Source organism: Streptomyces sp. PT12, assembly GCF_003311645.1.
Lineage (GTDB): Bacteria > Actinomycetota > Actinomycetes > Streptomycetales > Streptomycetaceae > Streptomyces.
The window spans coordinates 1-15,527 of the sequence record NZ_QEST01000163.1; the positions used below are offsets into that span (position 1 = coordinate 1).

Here is a 15,527-nt window from a genome sequence, read left to right on the forward strand (position 1 = left end):
CCATGGCGCGGGCGGATGAGATCGAACGCGACCGCCCGGCGCATCTGGCCGAGCATCCGCACCACCGCCCCTGCCCCTTGCTGTCACCCGTGATGCCGCCCCGCCGGGGAAGGTGCGCGGCCCGGGTGGCAGCGGGCCCAGGCCCGCCCGGCCCAGGACCGGGCGGACATTCCCGGAGTCGCTTCCTCCTCTGCGCGCCCCGGGGCACCCGCCCGCCCCGTCCTGGTCACGACCGGGGCGTGCGGTCAGTCCTTGTCCATCACGATGACCTTCCGGAGTCCGCCATCTTCTGGCCATTCCTCTTCTGGCCCCCGTCCCACCGGCACGACGAGCGCCCGCGGAAGCGACACGCGGCGATGCCCGCGACCGATGTGCGCCGCGTCGAGGTGACCCCGGCGTCGGTCCTCACCGGGGACGTGCTGACCATCGGCGAGTGCCACTTCAAGGTCTTGACGCGCACTCGCGTCCACGGCGGGGTCAGGCTGGGGCTCACCTCGGGTGCCCTGTTCGTCATGTCCCACCGCACCACCCTCACCGTCTGGCGCGCCGACCCGCCCGGCTTACGGCCCCGCTCCTTCTGGGAGACAGCCCTCCGCCCACCCCCACCCACCCAGGCGGAGATCGTCGCCCAGGTCGTCGTGGGATGCGCCCTCGTCATCGTCATCGCCCTGGCGGTGATGACGCGATGAACCCCACCGGAATGGTCGCGATCGAGATCACCGCCGCCACGGTCAGGGTCGGCGACCAACTGGTCGTCGGAGGACGGCCCTACACCGTGTGCGACATGAGCGCACTCGCCAGCGGTGGCAAACTCCTGCGCTTCCACGGAGGCGAGACGTTCCACATGGGCTGCTTCACCGTCCTATGGGCCAGCCGCCACATCTCCCAGCTCCCCGGCTTCCTCCCACCCCGCCCCAGACGCTACGCGGCAACACGCCACCAGCGCACCGCGCGGTAGCGGAGGCAGACGACTCCGAGCCCGTTGAACACCGGGGCGAGCGGCCCCCGAGGCTTGACGCTGGCTTGACGCAGCCACGTTGCGGCGAGCCTCCAACAGCCGGGGCCCCCACCGGGCTCAACCGCGGGCAGGCCAGCAACCCGTCCACCGCACCTGGCCGACCGCGAGCGGCCACCTCTGATCCCCCCTGCCGCCGTGTGCGTGAGGCCGCGTCCCGCTGGGGACGGGTGCGGCCTGGACGGTGGCAGGGGCTCCGCCCCGCCCGGGCGGTCCTGGGCGGTCCGCCCCCTTGCGGCGCTCGATTCCCCTCGCGGGCGCCCCAGGGGGCGTCCGGCCCGGCACCTACTGCCTGGGGTGCCGGGCCACGCCGCCCGCCCTCGGGTGCACGCCAGGAAGTGGGGGCGGGCGGCCAGACGACCATCCACGTCTGGTGTTCAACGAGACGAGTACGACATTGAATGAGGGAAGGACTTTTCATGGGGGAAGTGACGCCGGGGTCGACCGTTCCGAGGCGCCAGCTCGGGCGGCACCTGCGGGAGTCGCGTACCGACGCGCGGCTCACCCTCAAGCTGGCGGCTCGGAAGCTGGAATGGTCGGAGGCGAAGACGTGGCGGATCGAGTCGGCGCTCACCTCGATGCGCGGCCATGACGTCCAGTCCATGTGCGGGATCTACGGCGCCTCGAAGGAGACCACCGAGGCGCTGATGGGTCTGGCGAGGGAGAGCAAGGCCCGGGGCTGGTGGCACAGCTTCGGCGACGTGATCCCGGAGGGGTTCGATGTCTTCGGCAGCCTGGAGGGCGCCGCCTCCCGGATCTCCCTCTACCAAGGGCACGTGGTGCCCGGGCTGTTCCAGATGGAGGAGTATGCGCGGATCATCATCCGGGCGGCTCACCGGGACGCGGGCGAGGAGGAGATTGAGCGCCGGGTGCGGCTGAGGATGGCGCGGCAGAGCCTGGTCACCCGGGTGACTGCCCGGCCCTGGCTGCGGGTGGTGCTGGATGAGGCGCTGTTGCGGCGGCCGGTCGGCGCGGGCACCGTGATGGCGGGTCAGCTGCGCCACCTGGCCGAGGTCTCCACGCGGGACAACGTGGCCATCCGGGTGATCCCGACGGACGCCGGGGCTCACCGGGGCCCGCTCTCCGGGTCGTTCTGCATCCTGCGGTTCCCGCTCAACGGCCACGGCATCGCTGAACAGGCAGGGAACTATGAGCACAGTTGAGCTTCCGCACGACGCCACCCAGTGGTTCAAGTTGAGCTACAGCAACGGGAACATCGACTGCGTCGAGGTCGCGCACCTCGGTGGCGCGGTCGGCACGCGGGACAGCAAGCGGCGGAGCAGCCCCGTCCTCGTGAGCTCGCGCGAGGGCTGGCGGGCGTTTGTCGCGGCCGTGGCCGACGGCGAGTTCGGCGTGTAGACGAGCAACCCCCGCCCGCCGCCCTGGGGTTGCGCGGGCGGGGGTGGCTGCGGGGCGACCCGGGTGCGGCGCCGCTGGACGGGCCGGGCGAGGACGTGGGACCGTCTCGCGCCGCGCTTGCGGGGCGTCAGTGGCCGACGTTGACGTGTGCCCTGTGGTGGTCGCCCTTCTCGATCAGGTCGACGAACCCGAGGGCGTAGTCAGCGGCGGAGATCGCGCCGCCGTCCTCGGGCTGAACCGCGACGTCGTCGCCGAGCCGATACCGGCCGAGTCGTTCGCCGGGCATGTGTGCGCCGAACCTGAGCGCCGGGCTCACAAAGACCCAGTCGAGCGTCGCGGGCGTGGCCGGGAAATCATCGATGATGAGCGCCGCCCCGGCGCGGATCTCGTCGTGCAGTTCCGCGGGGATGTGGCTGAGGTCGGTGACGAAGCGATCCGCCCCTGGCGCGGGGCGCAGCGACGAGTAGCCGCCGACGACGTACAGGGGCACGCCCGCGGCATCGGCCAGACGCGCGATGGCGCGGTAGACGTCGCGGTAGGTGCTGGCCAGTGGGCCGCGCGGGGCGAGCGCGCCCACGACGACGTCCGCGCCCTCGATGGGTGCCGCGAGCGTTGCTTCGTCGGTGGCGTCGCCTGGGACATAGGTCACGTTCGGGAGGGGCGCGTCGGGGAGCGAGCGGCTGAGCGCGGTGACCTGATGGCCGCGACCAGCGGCCTCCGCGACGATGGCCGAACCGGCATAGCCGGTGCCGCCGATGACGGTGATGCGGGACACGAGGTGCCTTTCTGCGGACGGATGGCGTCGTACGACGCGCTGCGATTACCGTAAGAGCGCAGCTCTCCATCAGGAAGAAGGCACTTTGTGGTAACCACTCAGGCCGCGTCGGTGCTCCGCGGCAGCCCCTACCGCGCGGACTGCCCGACCCGCCGCATCTTGGACCGCATCGGCGACCGTTGGACGGTGCTCATCGTGGGTGCCCTCTCGGACGGCAGCGCCCGCTTCTCGGAGCTGCGCCGACGCGTCGAGGGCATCTCGCAGAAGATGCTCACCCAGACCCTCCGCGGGCTCGAACGGGACGGGATCGTGAGCCGCACCGTCCACCCCGAGGTCCCGGTCCGCGTCGAGTACGCGCTCACCGAGGCGGGCCGCACCCTGCGTGAGCCGCTGCGCGCGCTGGAGGAGTGGTCGATCGCGCACCTCGGCGACGTGTCGGCGTCGCAGAAAGCCTATGACCGCGAGGATTGAGCCCTTCCGGGCGAGGCGGGGGATACCCGCCGCGGTGGGCGCTCCGGATTCCCTTGCCTGGAAGTCCAGCCGCGCCAGGGGACGCGCGTCGCCTCGCCAGGAAAGGCTCCCCTGGCACTGCGCACGCCCGGCCTCAGCCCTCCGTGTCGGAGAACTTCCGCGCGAGGTCGCGGTGCCGGTCGGCGGCGAGCTTCCCGTCGGCGGGGCTGATCGTCGATCCCGGCATGAGGCTCAGGCGTTCCACCTGCTCGGCGAAGCGCAGGTGCTCGCGCTGCGCGTGCTCGCGGCAGGCGAGGCCTGTGACGCGGTCGGGGCGCGGCGAGGTCATCGCATATGGCACCCGCAGCCCGCACCCGGAGGTAACGACGCTCGGCAGGTCGCCGACGAGGCCGAACGTGGATGCCAGCAGGTCCCGGACAGCGGCCCCGTTGCGGAGCGCCTTCGTCTCGACGTGGATGCGCGGATCGTTCGCGCTCATGGATCCTTACCATCCTCCTCGTCCCGGCCTGCGCCCCGGCCCGTACCGCGGTGGGTGATCTCCTGGAGCAGCGACTCCGTGATGCTGCGGCTGATTTCCTCCACAGGCTGGCGCACGCTGGTGCGGGGCGGGTTCGTGTGGCGGGGCGCGTGGACGGGGCGCGCTCGCCGCGGATCTTCCGGAGCGTCGTCCTGCCGGTCGCGCGCCCGGTGATGGCGGCGCTGTTCATGATCACGTTCGTGCGGGCGTGGAACGGCTTCCTCCGGCCGTTCATCGCCCTCGACATGGAGAACCCCACGGTCCCGTCGCCCTGACGCGGCTCGGCGCGGGCCGCGTCCGCGACGCGTCCCCGATCACGGCGGGCGCCCTCCTGGGCACGCTGCCGCTGCTGGTGATGTTTGTGATCCTCGGCCGCCAGATCGTGGGCGGGATCACGCGGGGGGCCGTCAGGGGCTGAGCGCGGTGAGCGCTGCGCTGGCGGACCCGTTTCTCCGTCGGGGCTGGCGTGCCTGGTGAGCTGGGTGGTCGGCGCACCGGCGCGTCGTCGTCCCTCGCGGGCGGGCATCATCGGTGGTGGGCAGGCCCGCCGATCGGGCCAGCCGATCTCCGTGCGAAGGGCTCACCATGACCAGTCATCCCCCGGCGCTCGACGAGCTGGATCGGAAGATCATCGCCGCGTTGATCGCCAACGCGCGGACCAGCTTCGCCGAGATCGGGGCCGAGATCGGGCTCTCCGCGCCCGCCGTGAAGCGGCGCGTGGACCGGCTGAAGGAGGCGGAGGTGATCACGGGGTTCACCACGATGGTCAGCCCGGAGGCCCTCGGCTGGGGCACCGAGGCGTATGTCGAGGTCTACTGCGACAGCGCTGCCCCGCCCCGGCGCCTGGCCGATGTCGTGCGGGACTACCCCGAGATCACCGCCGCCATGACCGTCACGGGGGGTGCCGACGCGTTGCTCCACATCAGGGCGACCGGGATCCAGCACTTCGAGGAAGTTCTCGAACGGATCCGCGCCGAACCGTTCATTCGGAAGACCATCAGCGTGATCGTTCTGTCACACCTCCTCGCGGGCAGCCCCGAGGCCGCCGCCAGCCCCACCTCGCCCACCGCCCCGAGCCGCCGGGGCGGCGAAACGAATCGCCACTGAGGGCCCGAACGACGCAACATCGCTGCGCGTCCACGCAAGCGAGATTTCTTGTCGGCCGGTTGGGTGGCTTTCTACCGTTGACGGTATGCCTGCCACGCGCGCGAGGCGCCTTCGGCGCTACCTCACCTGTGAGCCTCGGTACTTCGACGTCCGGTACTCCATCAACCCCTGGATGGACGAGCACGCCCCCGTCGATCCCGAGCTGGCCCGCGACCAGTGGGCCACCCTCGTGCGGACCTACCGCGACCACGGCCACACCGTGGAGACGATCACCCCGGTGCCGGGGCTGCCCGACATGGTGTTCGCCGCCAACGCGGCCCTCGTCCTCGGCGGCCGCGTCTTCGGCTCCCGCTTCAGCGCCCCGCAGCGCCAGCCCGAGTCGGCGGCGTACGAGCTGTGGTTCAAGGACGCGGGCTTCGACGTCCACGAGCCCGAGGGCGTGTGCGAGGGGGAGGGCGACCTCGTCCCCGTCGGGCCCCACCTGCTCGCGGGCACCGGGTTCCGCACCCAGGTGGGTGCCCACCACGAGGTGCAGGAGTTCTTCGGCGTGCCGACGGTCACCCTGCACCTGACCGACCCGCTGTTCTACCACCTCGACACCGCGCTGTTCGCGCTCGACGACGGCCTCGACGGGGGCCGGGCCAACATCGCCTACTACCCCGAGGCGTTCTCGCCCGGGAGCCGCGCGGTGCTCGAACGGCTCTTCCCCGATGCGGTCATCGCGACCAGGGCCGACGCGCTGGCGTTCGGCCTCAACTCCGTGTCCGACGGCCGCCATGTCTTCATCGCCGCCCAGGCCGAAGACCTGGCGGGCCAGCTCGCCCGCCACGGCTACGTCCCCGTGCCCGTCGACCTGTCCGAGCTGCGCAAGGCGGGCGGCGGCATCAAGTGCTGCACCCAGGAGATCCGGCCATGACCTCTTCGACCACCGACGCCGAGGCCCGTTCCGCCGCGCCCGCGGGGACCCGTTCCGCCGAGACCCGTTCGTCGGCCGAGCTGATCAAGGCCGAGTCCGGCGTTCTCGCGCACAACTACCACCCGCTGCCCGTCGTCGTCGCGGGCGCGCGGGGCGTGTGGATGGAGGACGTCGAGGGCCGCCGTTACCTGGACATGCTGGCTGGCTACTCCGCGCTCAACTTCGGTCACCGCCACCCCGCGCTCATCGAGGCCGCGCACCGGCAGCTGGATGAGCTGACGCTCACCAGCCGCGCGTTTCACAACGCCCGCCTCGCGAGCTTCGCCGAGGGCCTGGCCGAGCTGACCGGGCTCGACATGACCCTGCCGATGAACACCGGCGCCGAGGCGGTCGAGAGCGGCATCAAGGTCGCGAGGAAGTGGGCCTACGACGTCAAGGGCGTGGCGCCCGACCAGGCGACCATCGTGGTCGCCGCCGACAACTTCCACGGCCGCACCACCACCGTCGTCGGCTTCTCCACCGACCCCGTGGCCCGCGACGGCTTCGGCCCCTACGCGCCGGGCTTCCGCGTCGTGCCGTTCAACGACCTGGCCGCCATCGAGGCCGCGGTGGACGAGACGACGGCGGCCGTGCTGATCGAGCCCATCCAGGGCGAGGCGGGCGTCATCATCCCCGACGACGGCTACCTCACCGGCGTCCGCGAGCTGACCACGCGGGCGAACGCCCTCTTCATCGCCGACGAGATCCAGTCGGGGCTCGGCCGCACCGGAACGACCCTGGCCGTCGACCACGAGGGCGTGCGGCCCGATGTCCTGCTGCTCGGCAAGGCGCTGGGCGGCGGCATCGTCCCCGTCTCCGCCGTGGTCGCCAGGCGCGACGTGCTCGGCGTGCTGCACCCGGGCCAGCACGGCTCGACGTTCGGCGGCAACCCCCTTGCCGCGGCGGTCGGTTCGGCCGTGATCGACCTGTTGCGCACGGGGGAGTTCCAGCGCAGGGCCGCCGAGCTCGGGGCGGTCCTGAGGGAAGGGCTCGCGGCGCTTGCGGGGCGGGGCGTGGTGGCGTTCCGCAGCCGTGGCCTGTGGGCGGGCGTCGACGTGGACCCGGCGATCGGCACGGGGCGCGAGATCAGCGAGCGGCTGATGGAGGAGGGCGTCCTGGTCAAGGACACCCATGGCTCCACCCTCCGCCTGGCCCCGCCGCTGACGATCACGCGCGAGGAGCTTGAGTGGGCGCTCTCCCGCCTCGGTGCGGTGCTGGGCGCGGGCTGAGACGGGGGCCGGGAACGGGGGCAACGGGGGGGCTGAGACGGGGGGCAACGGGGGCGCCGAGGGCGACGGGAGAACGCTCTCCCGTCGCCCTCGCGGCGCCTCACCCGCCCCGTTCGCTCCGCTGTGGCGTTCCCGACCAGCGCTCCGCGGCCGCGCGCACGAGCGCGGCGGCCGCCGTGATCAGGGCGTCGCGGTGGGGGTGCGAGCGTGCGTGCAGGACGACGCGCCTGAGGACCCCGGGGCGCGTCAGGGGCCTGGCGACGACGGTGGCGGGCAGGTCCCGCGCCGCGAGGCGCGGCAGAACGGTGATGCCGATGCCCGCGCCCACCAGGCTGAGCGCCGCGTGGTGGTCGTCGAGCCTGGCGACATGGCGCGGGGCGAACCCCGCGGCGGCGCAGGCGCCCCTGATGATCTGCCCGATGGGGCTGTCGTAGATGTCGTGGTCGATCCACGGTTGCGTGCGCAACTCCCCGAGCGCGATCTCACGCGCGTCCGCGAGGGGATGCGCCGCGGGAACGATCGCAAGCAACTCCTCGGTCAGCAGCTCATGGCGCCGATAGCCGTCGAGGCGGATCTCCGCGCCGTCCGCTGGCTCGGTGCGGATGTCGAGGTCGGGCTGCCGACGGCCCCGCCCGTCGACCGGCTCGTTGAGGCTGACCTCCACCGTGATGTTCGGCCGGATCGCGCGCACGCCGCGCACCACCTCGGGGATCAACTCCTCGGCCGCTGACGCGAAGCAAGCGATCGCAAGCCGTTCGGCCTGGCCCGCGCGCAGGTCGGCGACCGTGCGTTCGAGGCGCGCGAAGTCGGCGAGCAGCGGGCGCGCCTGCTCGGCCAGGTGGAGCGCCGCGTCGGTCGGCGCGATCCCGCGCCCGTCCCGCTCGAACAGCACCAGGCCCGTCTCCTTCGCCAGGGCCGCCATGTGCTGGCTGATCGTCGCGGGGGAGTAGGTCAGATTGCGGGCGGCGGCGTTGATCGAGCCCGCCGCGAGCACGGCCTGAAGGATCGCGAGCCTATGTGAGTTCAGCATGTTCCGCTCAGGCTACAACTATCAGGCGACACCGAACGTTCCAACGCTTTCTTCCGCTTGTCACTGACGATCGTGGGCGCGATGGTGGTGCGTGTGGACACGACGTTCTGGGAAGACGCCGACCGCCTGCTGGTCCGCTACGGCGCGCCCTTCAGCCCGCGCGTCATCGAGCGCGCCGCGGGGTCGTATGTGTACGACGAGGCGGGCGAGCCGATCCTCGACTTCACGTCGGGGCAGATGAGCGCGATCCTCGGCCATGCGCACCCGGACGTCGTCGCGGCGGTCTCGACGGCGGTCGGAACGCTCGACCACCTGTACAGCGGCATGCTCAGCCGCCCCGTCGTCGACCTGGCCGCCGCGCTCGCCGCCACCCTGCCCCCCGAGTTGGGAAAGATGCTGTTGGTGAGCACCGGCGCGGAGTCGAACGAGGCGGCGATCAAGCTCGCCAAGCTCTACACGGGGCGTTACGAGATCGTGTCGTTCGACCGCTCCTGGCACGGCATGAGCCAGGGCGCGGCCTCGGCGACGTTCTCGGCGGGGCGCCGGGGCTACGGCCCGCCCACCCCGGGGAACTTCACGCTGCCGACGCCCAACGCCTACCGCTCGCCGTTCCGCGCGCCCGACGGCTCGCACGACTGGGAGGCCGAGCTGCGATACGGCTTCGAGCTGATCGACCGGCAGTCGGCGGGGAGCCTGGCCGCGTGCCTCGTCGAGCCCATCCTGTCCTCGGGCGGCATCATCGAGCTGCCGCCGGGATATCTGGCCAGGCTGCGCGAACTGTGCGACGAACGCGGCATGTTGCTCATCCTCGACGAGGCGCAGACCGGCCTTGGCCGCACCGGGACGATGTACGCCTTCGAGCGCGACGGCGTCGTTCCCGACCTGCTGACGCTCTCCAAGACGCTCGGCGCGGGGCTGCCCGTGGCGGCGGTGCTCACCGGGGAGCGCATCGAGCGGGTGTGCCACGAGCGGGGCTTCCTGTTCTTCACGACCCATGTGTCCGACCCGCTCGCGGCGACGGTCGGGGCGACGGTGCTGCGGGTGATCAGGCGCGAAGGGCTCGTCGCCCGCGCGGCGTCGCTCGGGCGGCAGCTCAGCGCCCGCCTCCACGAGCTCCGCGACCGCCACGACATCGTCGGCGACGTGCGAGGGCGCGGCCTGCTCCAGGGGATCGAGCTGGTCACCGACCGGCGTAGCAAGGCACCGGCCGACGCGATCGGCCAGGCCGTCACCCGCGCGTGCCTCGAACGCGGCCTGCACGTCAACATCGTCCAGCTCCCCGGCATGGGCGGCGTCTTCCGCATCGCACCACCGCTCACGGTGAGCGAGACGGAGCTGCACGCGGGACTCGACATCCTGGACACGGCGATCGAATCGGTGACGACCGGCTAAGGGCGGCCAAGGTCTTGACGCCCTCCTGCCCGCCGTCCGCCGATAGCCGAAAAGCCCCTCAACCGCCGGAGGCACCCTCGTAGCGTCGCATCGTCGCCACGAACATGGCGCGTTCCGCGGGAGACAGCGTCGCGAACGCCGTGCGCCACGCCTCGGCGCCGTTGGCCAGCCAGCCCTCGATCGCGGCCCTGGTCTCCGGGTCGCCGCTGAGCGTCACGATCGTGCGGCGCCCGTCCCCCGGGTCGGGGTGCCGCTCAAGCACCCCCTGCCTGCTGAGATCGCTCACCATCAGGCTCACCGTGGTCGGCGCGACCTCAAGGCGCGCCGCGAGCTGCCCCACCTGCTGGGGGCCGTCGAAGAGGAGATAGGCCAGCAGCGACAGGTGGCGCGGCGCGAGGTTGAACGACTTCAGCCGCTCGGGCAGCGCGACCCGCTTGATCCGCGCCGCGACCCTCGGCATCAGCAGCAGCATCGCCCGCACCGCGTCGTCGCTGCTCAGCTCGTCCGGCCCACCGCCCAACGCGACCACCCTCCGCACACCCGGAACGCGCCCACGCTACCGCACGCGCTCACGCCGCCAGCTCGCGAACGGCCACGACCAGGCGTTCCGCGTGCGCCAGCGGCGTCCCCGCGCCGAAGCTCACCCGCACCGCCGCCTCGGGGCCCTCGCAGCCCGCCTCCGCCTCGGCGCCGAGCAGCTGCCGCACCAGCGGCTGCGCGCAGAACATCCCCGCCCGCACCCCGATGCCATACCCTTCCGACAACTCCCGTGCCACCTCGGCCGCTTCGCGCCCCGCCACGGTGAACGACACCACCGCGACCCGGTCGGCGCCGGGCCCGAACACCGAAAGCTCCCGCACCCCCGGCGCCGAGGCCAGACCCGCGCGCACCACGCCGAGCAGCCGCCGCTCGTGCGCCTCGATCGCGTCGAAGCCCACCGCGGTCAGCGCCCGGCACGCCGCCGCGACGGCCAGCGCGCCGATGACATTGGGGGAGCCCGCCTCGTGCCGCGCCTCGTCCCTGGCCCACTCGACCGAGAGGCGCCCGTCGGGCGCGCGCGTTACCACGCGGGTCGCGCCGCCGCCCGCCAGATACGGCTCGGCCTCGCTCAGCCAGTCGCCGCGCCCCGCCAGCACGCCCGAGCCGAACGGCGCGTACAGCTTGTGGCCCGAGAACGCCACCCAGTCCACGTCCAACTCGCCCAGATCCACCGCCCGATGGGGCGCCAGCTGCGCCGCGTCGAGCACCACGCGGGCGCCGTGCCGCCGCGCGGCGGCGGCCAGCTCGCGCACCGGCCACAGCTCGCCCGTCACGTTCGAGGCGCCCGTCACGCACAGCAGCGCGGGCGTCCCCGCGGGGCGCGCGGCCAGCGCCTCATCGGCGGCCCGCACCGCCTCATCGGCGGAGCGGGGCACGGGCAGGCATGTCAACGGGTGGCGGCGCCACGGCAGCAGCAGCGCGTGGTGCTCGCTGCCGAACGCGAAGACCCGCGTCCCCTCGGGCAGCGCGCCCGCGAGCAGGTTCAGCGAGTCGGTCGTGGAGCGCGTGAACACCACCTGGTCCCCCGGGCGGCAGCCGAGGAACGCCGCGACCTCGGCCCTGCTGCGTTCGAACAACTCCGTGGCGCGCAGGGACAGATGGCCCGCCCCCCGGTGCACGCCCGCGTAGTGGGGCGCGAACGCGGCGACCTCGTCCCACACCGCCCGCGCCGCCGGGGCGCTGGCGGCGCAGTCGAGCGCCGCGTAGTCGATCTGCCCGCCGCTCGCGAGCGGCACCAGGACATCCGCGCCGAGCACCGGCAGCGGGACGTCGGGAGACGCCGCGAGGGCGGCGGGCGCGTCGGCGGGCACGTCGACGGCGGTGGACACACTGACACAAGGGGCCTGGGCCATGGCGGGGCTACTCCCTGATCCGCGCTTGCCACGGACCCTACGCCCGCGGCCCGGTCATCACCCGGGGCACCCCACCGCGGAGGAGGGTTGCCGGACAGCGGGCCGGGGCCCTCAACTGCTGTCACTCGTGACCTTGGCAGCCATTCTGTCACACCTCGTCCGCCGCGCCACCCCCCGGGAGGAAGACGGTCACGCGATGGAAGTACGGTGCGCATTCGATCAGTTGCGGTGGGTAGTGGAGCGAGCGATCATCAACGCCTCGACCGAGAGGACAACCCATGCGCGTACGACACCTCGCGGGGGCGGCGGCCGCCGCCGCCGCCCTCGTGGCCATCGCGGGACCCGCCGCCACCGCACAGGCGGAGACCGGCATCTTCCGCTACAGCCTGCCAGGGGGCAACGAGGGGTCCATCGAGGACCCCATGACCTACCAGTGCTACGAGCTGGAGAGCCCCGACAAGCCGGTGAGCCTGGGCTTCAACAACACCGTGTTCGTCGCTGAGTTGTACGCCGACGGCGGCTGCTCGCACCCCGTCGGCACCGAGGTGCGGCCCAACTCCGGCTTCAGCAGCGATCCTTCGCTCGGCGTCCAGTTCCGCCCCGCGAACGCCCCGGTCGAGCAGGCCCCCGCCGCCACCCCCGGGGCGTCCACCACCACCCTCCCGTAGCCCCGACCCCGGGACCGCCCTTCCGCGCCCACCACCCCCGGGCGCGGAAGGGCCCCGCGGCCCCACCGCGCGGCTCACCCCGTGCCCAGCAGCGCCCGCACCCGCTCCGCCTCCCGCGCCCTTCGCTGGACCGAGAACAGCTCCAACGCCCGCCGCCTGGCCTCCCTCGCCCGCGCGGCCTGGCCCAACTCCTCGTAGGCTTCCGCGAGATCGACCAGCGTGTCGGCGGCGAGCCGCGGATGGCCGAGCGGGCCGAGGTTCAGCTCCACCGACTCCCTGTAGTGCTCCACGGCCGCCACCGGGTCGCCCGTGTGCTGGGCGACAAGGCCGAGGCTGCTCAACACCGCGGCCAGGCCCGCCACATCGCCCTCGGGCCGCAGCAGCGCCACCGCCTCGTCGCAGTGCGCCCTGGCCCGCTCTGGTCGCCCGAGCCGCGCCTCGTACCAGCCGACCGCGTTGAGCGCGTACGCGAGCCGCCGCGGCTCCGCGCCCTCCTCGCGGGCGAGTTCGAGGGCGCGCGACGCGTGGGCCAGCGCCTCGCGGTCGTCCCCGCGCAGCTCGTGCGCGTGAGCGATCGCCCGGTGCACATCGCCCCTGTGCCTCGGGTCGCCCATCCGGTCGAAGATCGCGAGCGCCCGGTGCTGGAGCCGCAGCGCCTCGTCCACCTCGCCCGCGACCAGCCGCGCCCCGCCAAGACGCCCGCACGCCTGGCCCTGCGCCACCGGGTCGCCAAGGCGTTCGCCGCCCGTGAGCCCCGCCGTCCACGCGGCGATGTGCTCGCGGGTGCTGGCCCGCCGCAGATGGTAGGTGTCAAGCACCCACGCCAGCCGCCACGCCTCCTCGTGCCAGCCCCGGCGCAGCGCCGCGCCCTGCACGGCGAGCAGCGCCTCGTGTTCCGCGTCGAACCACGCGAGCGCCGCCCCCGCGTTCTCCGGCAGCGACGGCACCGGCACGCCATCGGGCGGGTCGACGGCGAACGGCACCCGCGAGGGGAACAGCAGCTGATCCACCCGGTACGCCGCGTACAGATACGCCGCCACCAGCCGCCGCACCGCCGACTCCCGCGACGCGGAAGGGAGTTGTGCGGCGCGCTCGGCCGCGTAGCGCCTTGTCAGGTCGTGCATGCGGTAACGGCCGCCCGCCTGTGGGGAGATGAGGTGCGCGGCCTCCAGGCGCCGCAGGGCCGCCCGCGCCGCCCCCGGCTCATCGTCGGGCAGCGCCGCCGCCGCGGTCGGCCCCACATCAGGGCCTGGGGCCAGGCCGAGCAGCGCGAACGCCCGCGCCGTGCCGGGGTCGAGGGCGCGGTGGGATGTGGCCAGAACCGACCGCAGACCGGCGTTCAACTCCTCGCCGTCCAGCGCGTCGAGATCCGCCCCCGCCTCCCTCAGCTGCTCCGCGAGCGCGGACAGCGGCGCGTCCGGCTGGCCCGCGGCGCGGGCGGCGAGCAGCCCGATCGCCAACGGCAGCCCCGCGCACCGCTCCAGCAGCTCGGCCGCCGTCTCGGGCTCGGCCGCGACGCGCCCCGCGCCGAGGTGCCGACCGAGCAACTGCCGTGCCTCGGGCGGCGGCAGCACATCCAGGGTCACCAGGCGTGCGCCGTGCGCGGTGGCCAGGGCCGTCAGCCGGTGGCGGCCCGTGACCAGGGCGGCGCAGCCGGGGCTGCCTGGCAGCAGCGGCGCGACCTGCTCGCTGTCGCGCGCGTCGTCCAGCACGATCAGCATGCGCCGCCCCGCGGTGAGGCTGCGGAACAGCCCGACGCGCGCCTCCCGTTCGGGCGGCACGGCCGACGCGTCGACGCCCAGCGCGGCGAGGAACCCCCGCACCGCCGTCTCCGGGTCGACCGGCTCGCTCGTGGGGTGGAAGCCGCGCAGGTCGGCGTAGAGCTGGCCGTCGGGGAAACGCGCCTGGTTCGCGTGGGCCCACCGCAGCGCGAGCCAGGTCTTGCCGACGCCGCCCGCCCCGCCGATCGCCGCGACCCCGCCGTGCGCCAGCGCGTCGTCCAGCTGGGCGAGCTCCCGCTCGCGCCCGGTGAACAGGGCAGTCGACGCCGGGAGTTGGCGTGGCACCAGGGGGCGCAGCGGGATGCCGCGCATCCGGACGGTCGGCGTGGCGAGGCCGGGGTCGTCGGCCAGCATCCGCCGGTGCAGCCGCCGCAGCGCGTCGCCCGGGTCCGCGCCCAGCTCGTCGGCCAGGCGCCGCCGCAGCCGCTCGTAGCGCTCCAGCGCCTCCGCGCCACGCCCGACGCGGTGCAGGGCCAGCATCAGCTGCCCGGCAAGCCGCTCGTCCAGCGGGTGCCGCTCGCCGTGCGGGGCCAGCCGCGCCAGCGCCTCCTCGTCCCGGCCAAGGCCCAACAGGGCGTCACCCAGGTCGAGTTCGGCGGCGAGCCGCTCCCGTTCCAGCGTGCCGCGCAGCGCGCCGAACCACGGCGTGTCAGGTAACGCCTGCGCCTCGCCTCGCCACAGCCCCAGCGCCTCCTGAAGCGGCGCGGCCCGCTCCTCCACGCCATCGGCCGCCCGCGCCCGCCCGGTCAGCGCCCTGAAGCGGTGCAGGTCGACCGCCGTCGGCTCAGCGTCGAGCACATAGCCGCCGGGGCCCCGGCCGATCGCCACGTCGCCGCCCGGCGCCAACACCCGCCGCAGCCGCGACAGATAGCTGTACAGCGTGCCCTCGGCGCGCTGCGGCGCGCGGCCGCCCCACAGCCGCGCGACGAGCTCGTCGAGGGGAACGGGCCGCCCCACGTCCACGAGCAGCGCCGCGAGCGTCCAGCGCTGCCTGGCGTGCCCGAGGTCGACGAGCCGCCCGTCGACGGTCGCCTCGACGGCCCCAAGCAGGGCGAACTCGGTCCTCATGGTGGCCCCTCGCGAACAACGACCCGGATCCGGCACCCGGATGACGCCCCTTGATAGCCCTCCCACCCCCTCTCGGACAAGGACTGACCAGCGGATTCAAGACTCTCCCAAGGTTCGCCCACGAGTCGGGGCGCACCGTGGTGGTCAAGCGACGAAGACGCCGGGAAGTGGGGGGTTTCAGATGGTCGACCGCAGCACCGCATGGGAGTTCGCGCCACCGGCGACGCCGGGGCACTGAGAGGGGGCCGGACGGCACCGAGCCGTCCGG

At 73.5% G+C, this 15,527-nt stretch carries 16 protein-coding genes, 1 pseudogene and 1 riboswitch; of the genes and pseudogenes, 11 read left to right on the forward strand and 6 right to left on the reverse strand.

Translation table 11 applies throughout. The features are described from left to right. Positions 1-356: 356 nt before the first annotated feature. From DEH69_RS18440 to DEH69_RS18455, 4 genes are all read left to right on the forward strand, one after another. Entirely contained in the window at positions 357-689 is a 333-nt protein-coding gene (locus tag DEH69_RS18440; RefSeq protein ID WP_147255681.1) for a hypothetical protein, read from the forward strand. Continuing rightward, positions 686-958, forward strand: a complete 273-nt coding sequence (locus tag DEH69_RS18445) for a hypothetical protein (protein WP_147255683.1) — start codon at positions 686-688, stop codon at positions 956-958. Before DEH69_RS18440 ends, DEH69_RS18445 begins: the two co-directional genes overlap by 4 nt. A 476-nt stretch (positions 959-1,434) precedes the next feature. Then, the gene (locus DEH69_RS18450) at positions 1,435-2,178 is read left to right on the forward strand and encodes a helix-turn-helix transcriptional regulator (RefSeq protein ID WP_113688089.1); all 744 of its coding nucleotides are present in this window, start codon (positions 1,435-1,437) and stop codon (positions 2,176-2,178) included. Then, the gene (locus tag DEH69_RS18455; RefSeq protein ID WP_113688090.1) at positions 2,165-2,374 is read left to right on the forward strand and encodes a DUF397 domain-containing protein; all 210 of its coding nucleotides are present in this window, start codon (positions 2,165-2,167) and stop codon (positions 2,372-2,374) included. Before DEH69_RS18450 ends, DEH69_RS18455 begins: the two co-directional genes overlap by 14 nt. Positions 2,375-2,501: 127 nt before the next feature. Here DEH69_RS18455 and DEH69_RS18460 read toward each other — a convergent pair whose 3' ends face one another. Beyond that, complete coding sequence (locus tag DEH69_RS18460; protein ID WP_113688091.1) at positions 2,502-3,149, reverse strand: NAD(P)-dependent oxidoreductase; 648 nt, start codon at positions 3,147-3,149, stop codon at positions 2,502-2,504. Between the two features lie 87 nt (positions 3,150-3,236). Between DEH69_RS18460 and DEH69_RS18465 the strand changes: the two genes are divergently transcribed. Then, the gene (locus DEH69_RS18465) at positions 3,237-3,620 is read left to right on the forward strand and encodes a helix-turn-helix domain-containing protein (protein WP_113688092.1); all 384 of its coding nucleotides are present in this window, start codon (positions 3,237-3,239) and stop codon (positions 3,618-3,620) included. Positions 3,621-3,753: 133 nt separating this feature from the next. Here DEH69_RS18465 and DEH69_RS18470 read toward each other — a convergent pair whose 3' ends face one another. Further along, positions 3,754-4,098 (reverse strand): hypothetical protein, encoded by a 345-nt coding sequence (locus tag DEH69_RS18470; protein WP_113688093.1) that lies wholly within the window; start codon positions 4,096-4,098, stop codon positions 3,754-3,756. 140 nt (positions 4,099-4,238) lie between these two features. Here DEH69_RS18470 and DEH69_RS32850 point away from each other — a divergent pair. The 4 genes and pseudogenes from DEH69_RS32850 to rocD all read left to right on the forward strand — a co-directional run. Further along, positions 4,239-4,555 (forward strand): annotated as a pseudogene (locus tag DEH69_RS32850) (ABC transporter permease subunit); the annotation flags it as partial. Between the two features lie 167 nt (positions 4,556-4,722). Then, positions 4,723-5,244: an Lrp/AsnC family transcriptional regulator gene (locus tag DEH69_RS18480; RefSeq protein ID WP_113688094.1), complete on the forward strand. Its 522-nt coding sequence runs from the start codon at positions 4,723-4,725 to the stop codon at positions 5,242-5,244. Between the two features lie 85 nt (positions 5,245-5,329). Continuing rightward, a complete protein-coding gene (ddaH, locus tag DEH69_RS18485; protein WP_113688095.1) occupies positions 5,330-6,160 on the forward strand; it encodes a dimethylargininase in 831 nt (276 codons plus the stop codon). Next, positions 6,157-7,428 (forward strand): ornithine--oxo-acid transaminase, encoded by a 1,272-nt coding sequence (gene rocD, locus DEH69_RS18490; RefSeq protein WP_113688096.1) that lies wholly within the window; start codon positions 6,157-6,159, stop codon positions 7,426-7,428. The genes ddaH and rocD overlap by 4 nt, the downstream gene beginning before the upstream one ends. A 100-nt stretch (positions 7,429-7,528) precedes the next feature. Here the strand turns inward: rocD and DEH69_RS18495 are convergent, their stop codons facing one another. Next, positions 7,529-8,458, reverse strand: coding sequence for a LysR family transcriptional regulator (locus DEH69_RS18495; RefSeq protein WP_113688097.1), 930 nt, complete (start codon positions 8,456-8,458; stop codon positions 7,529-7,531). Positions 8,459-8,539: 81 nt separating this feature from the next. Here DEH69_RS18495 and DEH69_RS18500 point away from each other — a divergent pair, with 81 nt between their 5' ends. Continuing rightward, positions 8,540-9,850: an aspartate aminotransferase family protein gene (locus DEH69_RS18500; protein WP_113688098.1), complete on the forward strand. Its 1,311-nt coding sequence runs from the start codon at positions 8,540-8,542 to the stop codon at positions 9,848-9,850. A gap of 58 nt (positions 9,851-9,908) precedes the next feature. On the opposite strand, the gene DEH69_RS18505 is transcribed toward DEH69_RS18500, so the two are convergent. Together DEH69_RS18505 and DEH69_RS18510 are read right to left on the reverse strand one after the other, a co-directional pair. Continuing rightward, a complete protein-coding gene (locus DEH69_RS18505; protein ID WP_113688151.1) occupies positions 9,909-10,322 on the reverse strand; it encodes a MarR family winged helix-turn-helix transcriptional regulator in 414 nt (137 codons plus the stop codon). A 97-nt stretch (positions 10,323-10,419) separates the two neighbouring features. Further along, the gene (locus DEH69_RS18510) at positions 10,420-11,742 is read right to left on the reverse strand and encodes an aminotransferase class V-fold PLP-dependent enzyme (protein WP_113688099.1); all 1,323 of its coding nucleotides are present in this window, start codon (positions 11,740-11,742) and stop codon (positions 10,420-10,422) included. Between the two features lie 16 nt (positions 11,743-11,758). Beyond that, positions 11,759-11,875: riboswitch (SAM riboswitch) on the reverse strand. 145 nt (positions 11,876-12,020) lie between these two features. Between DEH69_RS18510 and DEH69_RS18515 the strand changes: the two genes are divergently transcribed. Beyond that, entirely contained in the window at positions 12,021-12,410 is a 390-nt protein-coding gene (locus DEH69_RS18515; protein WP_113688100.1) for a hypothetical protein, read from the forward strand. Positions 12,411-12,484: 74 nt separating this feature from the next. On the opposite strand, the gene DEH69_RS18520 is transcribed toward DEH69_RS18515, so the two are convergent. After that, positions 12,485-15,259, reverse strand: coding sequence for a BTAD domain-containing putative transcriptional regulator (locus DEH69_RS18520; RefSeq protein WP_113688101.1), 2,775 nt, complete (start codon positions 15,257-15,259; stop codon positions 12,485-12,487). Between the last annotated feature and the right edge of the window lie 268 nt (positions 15,260-15,527).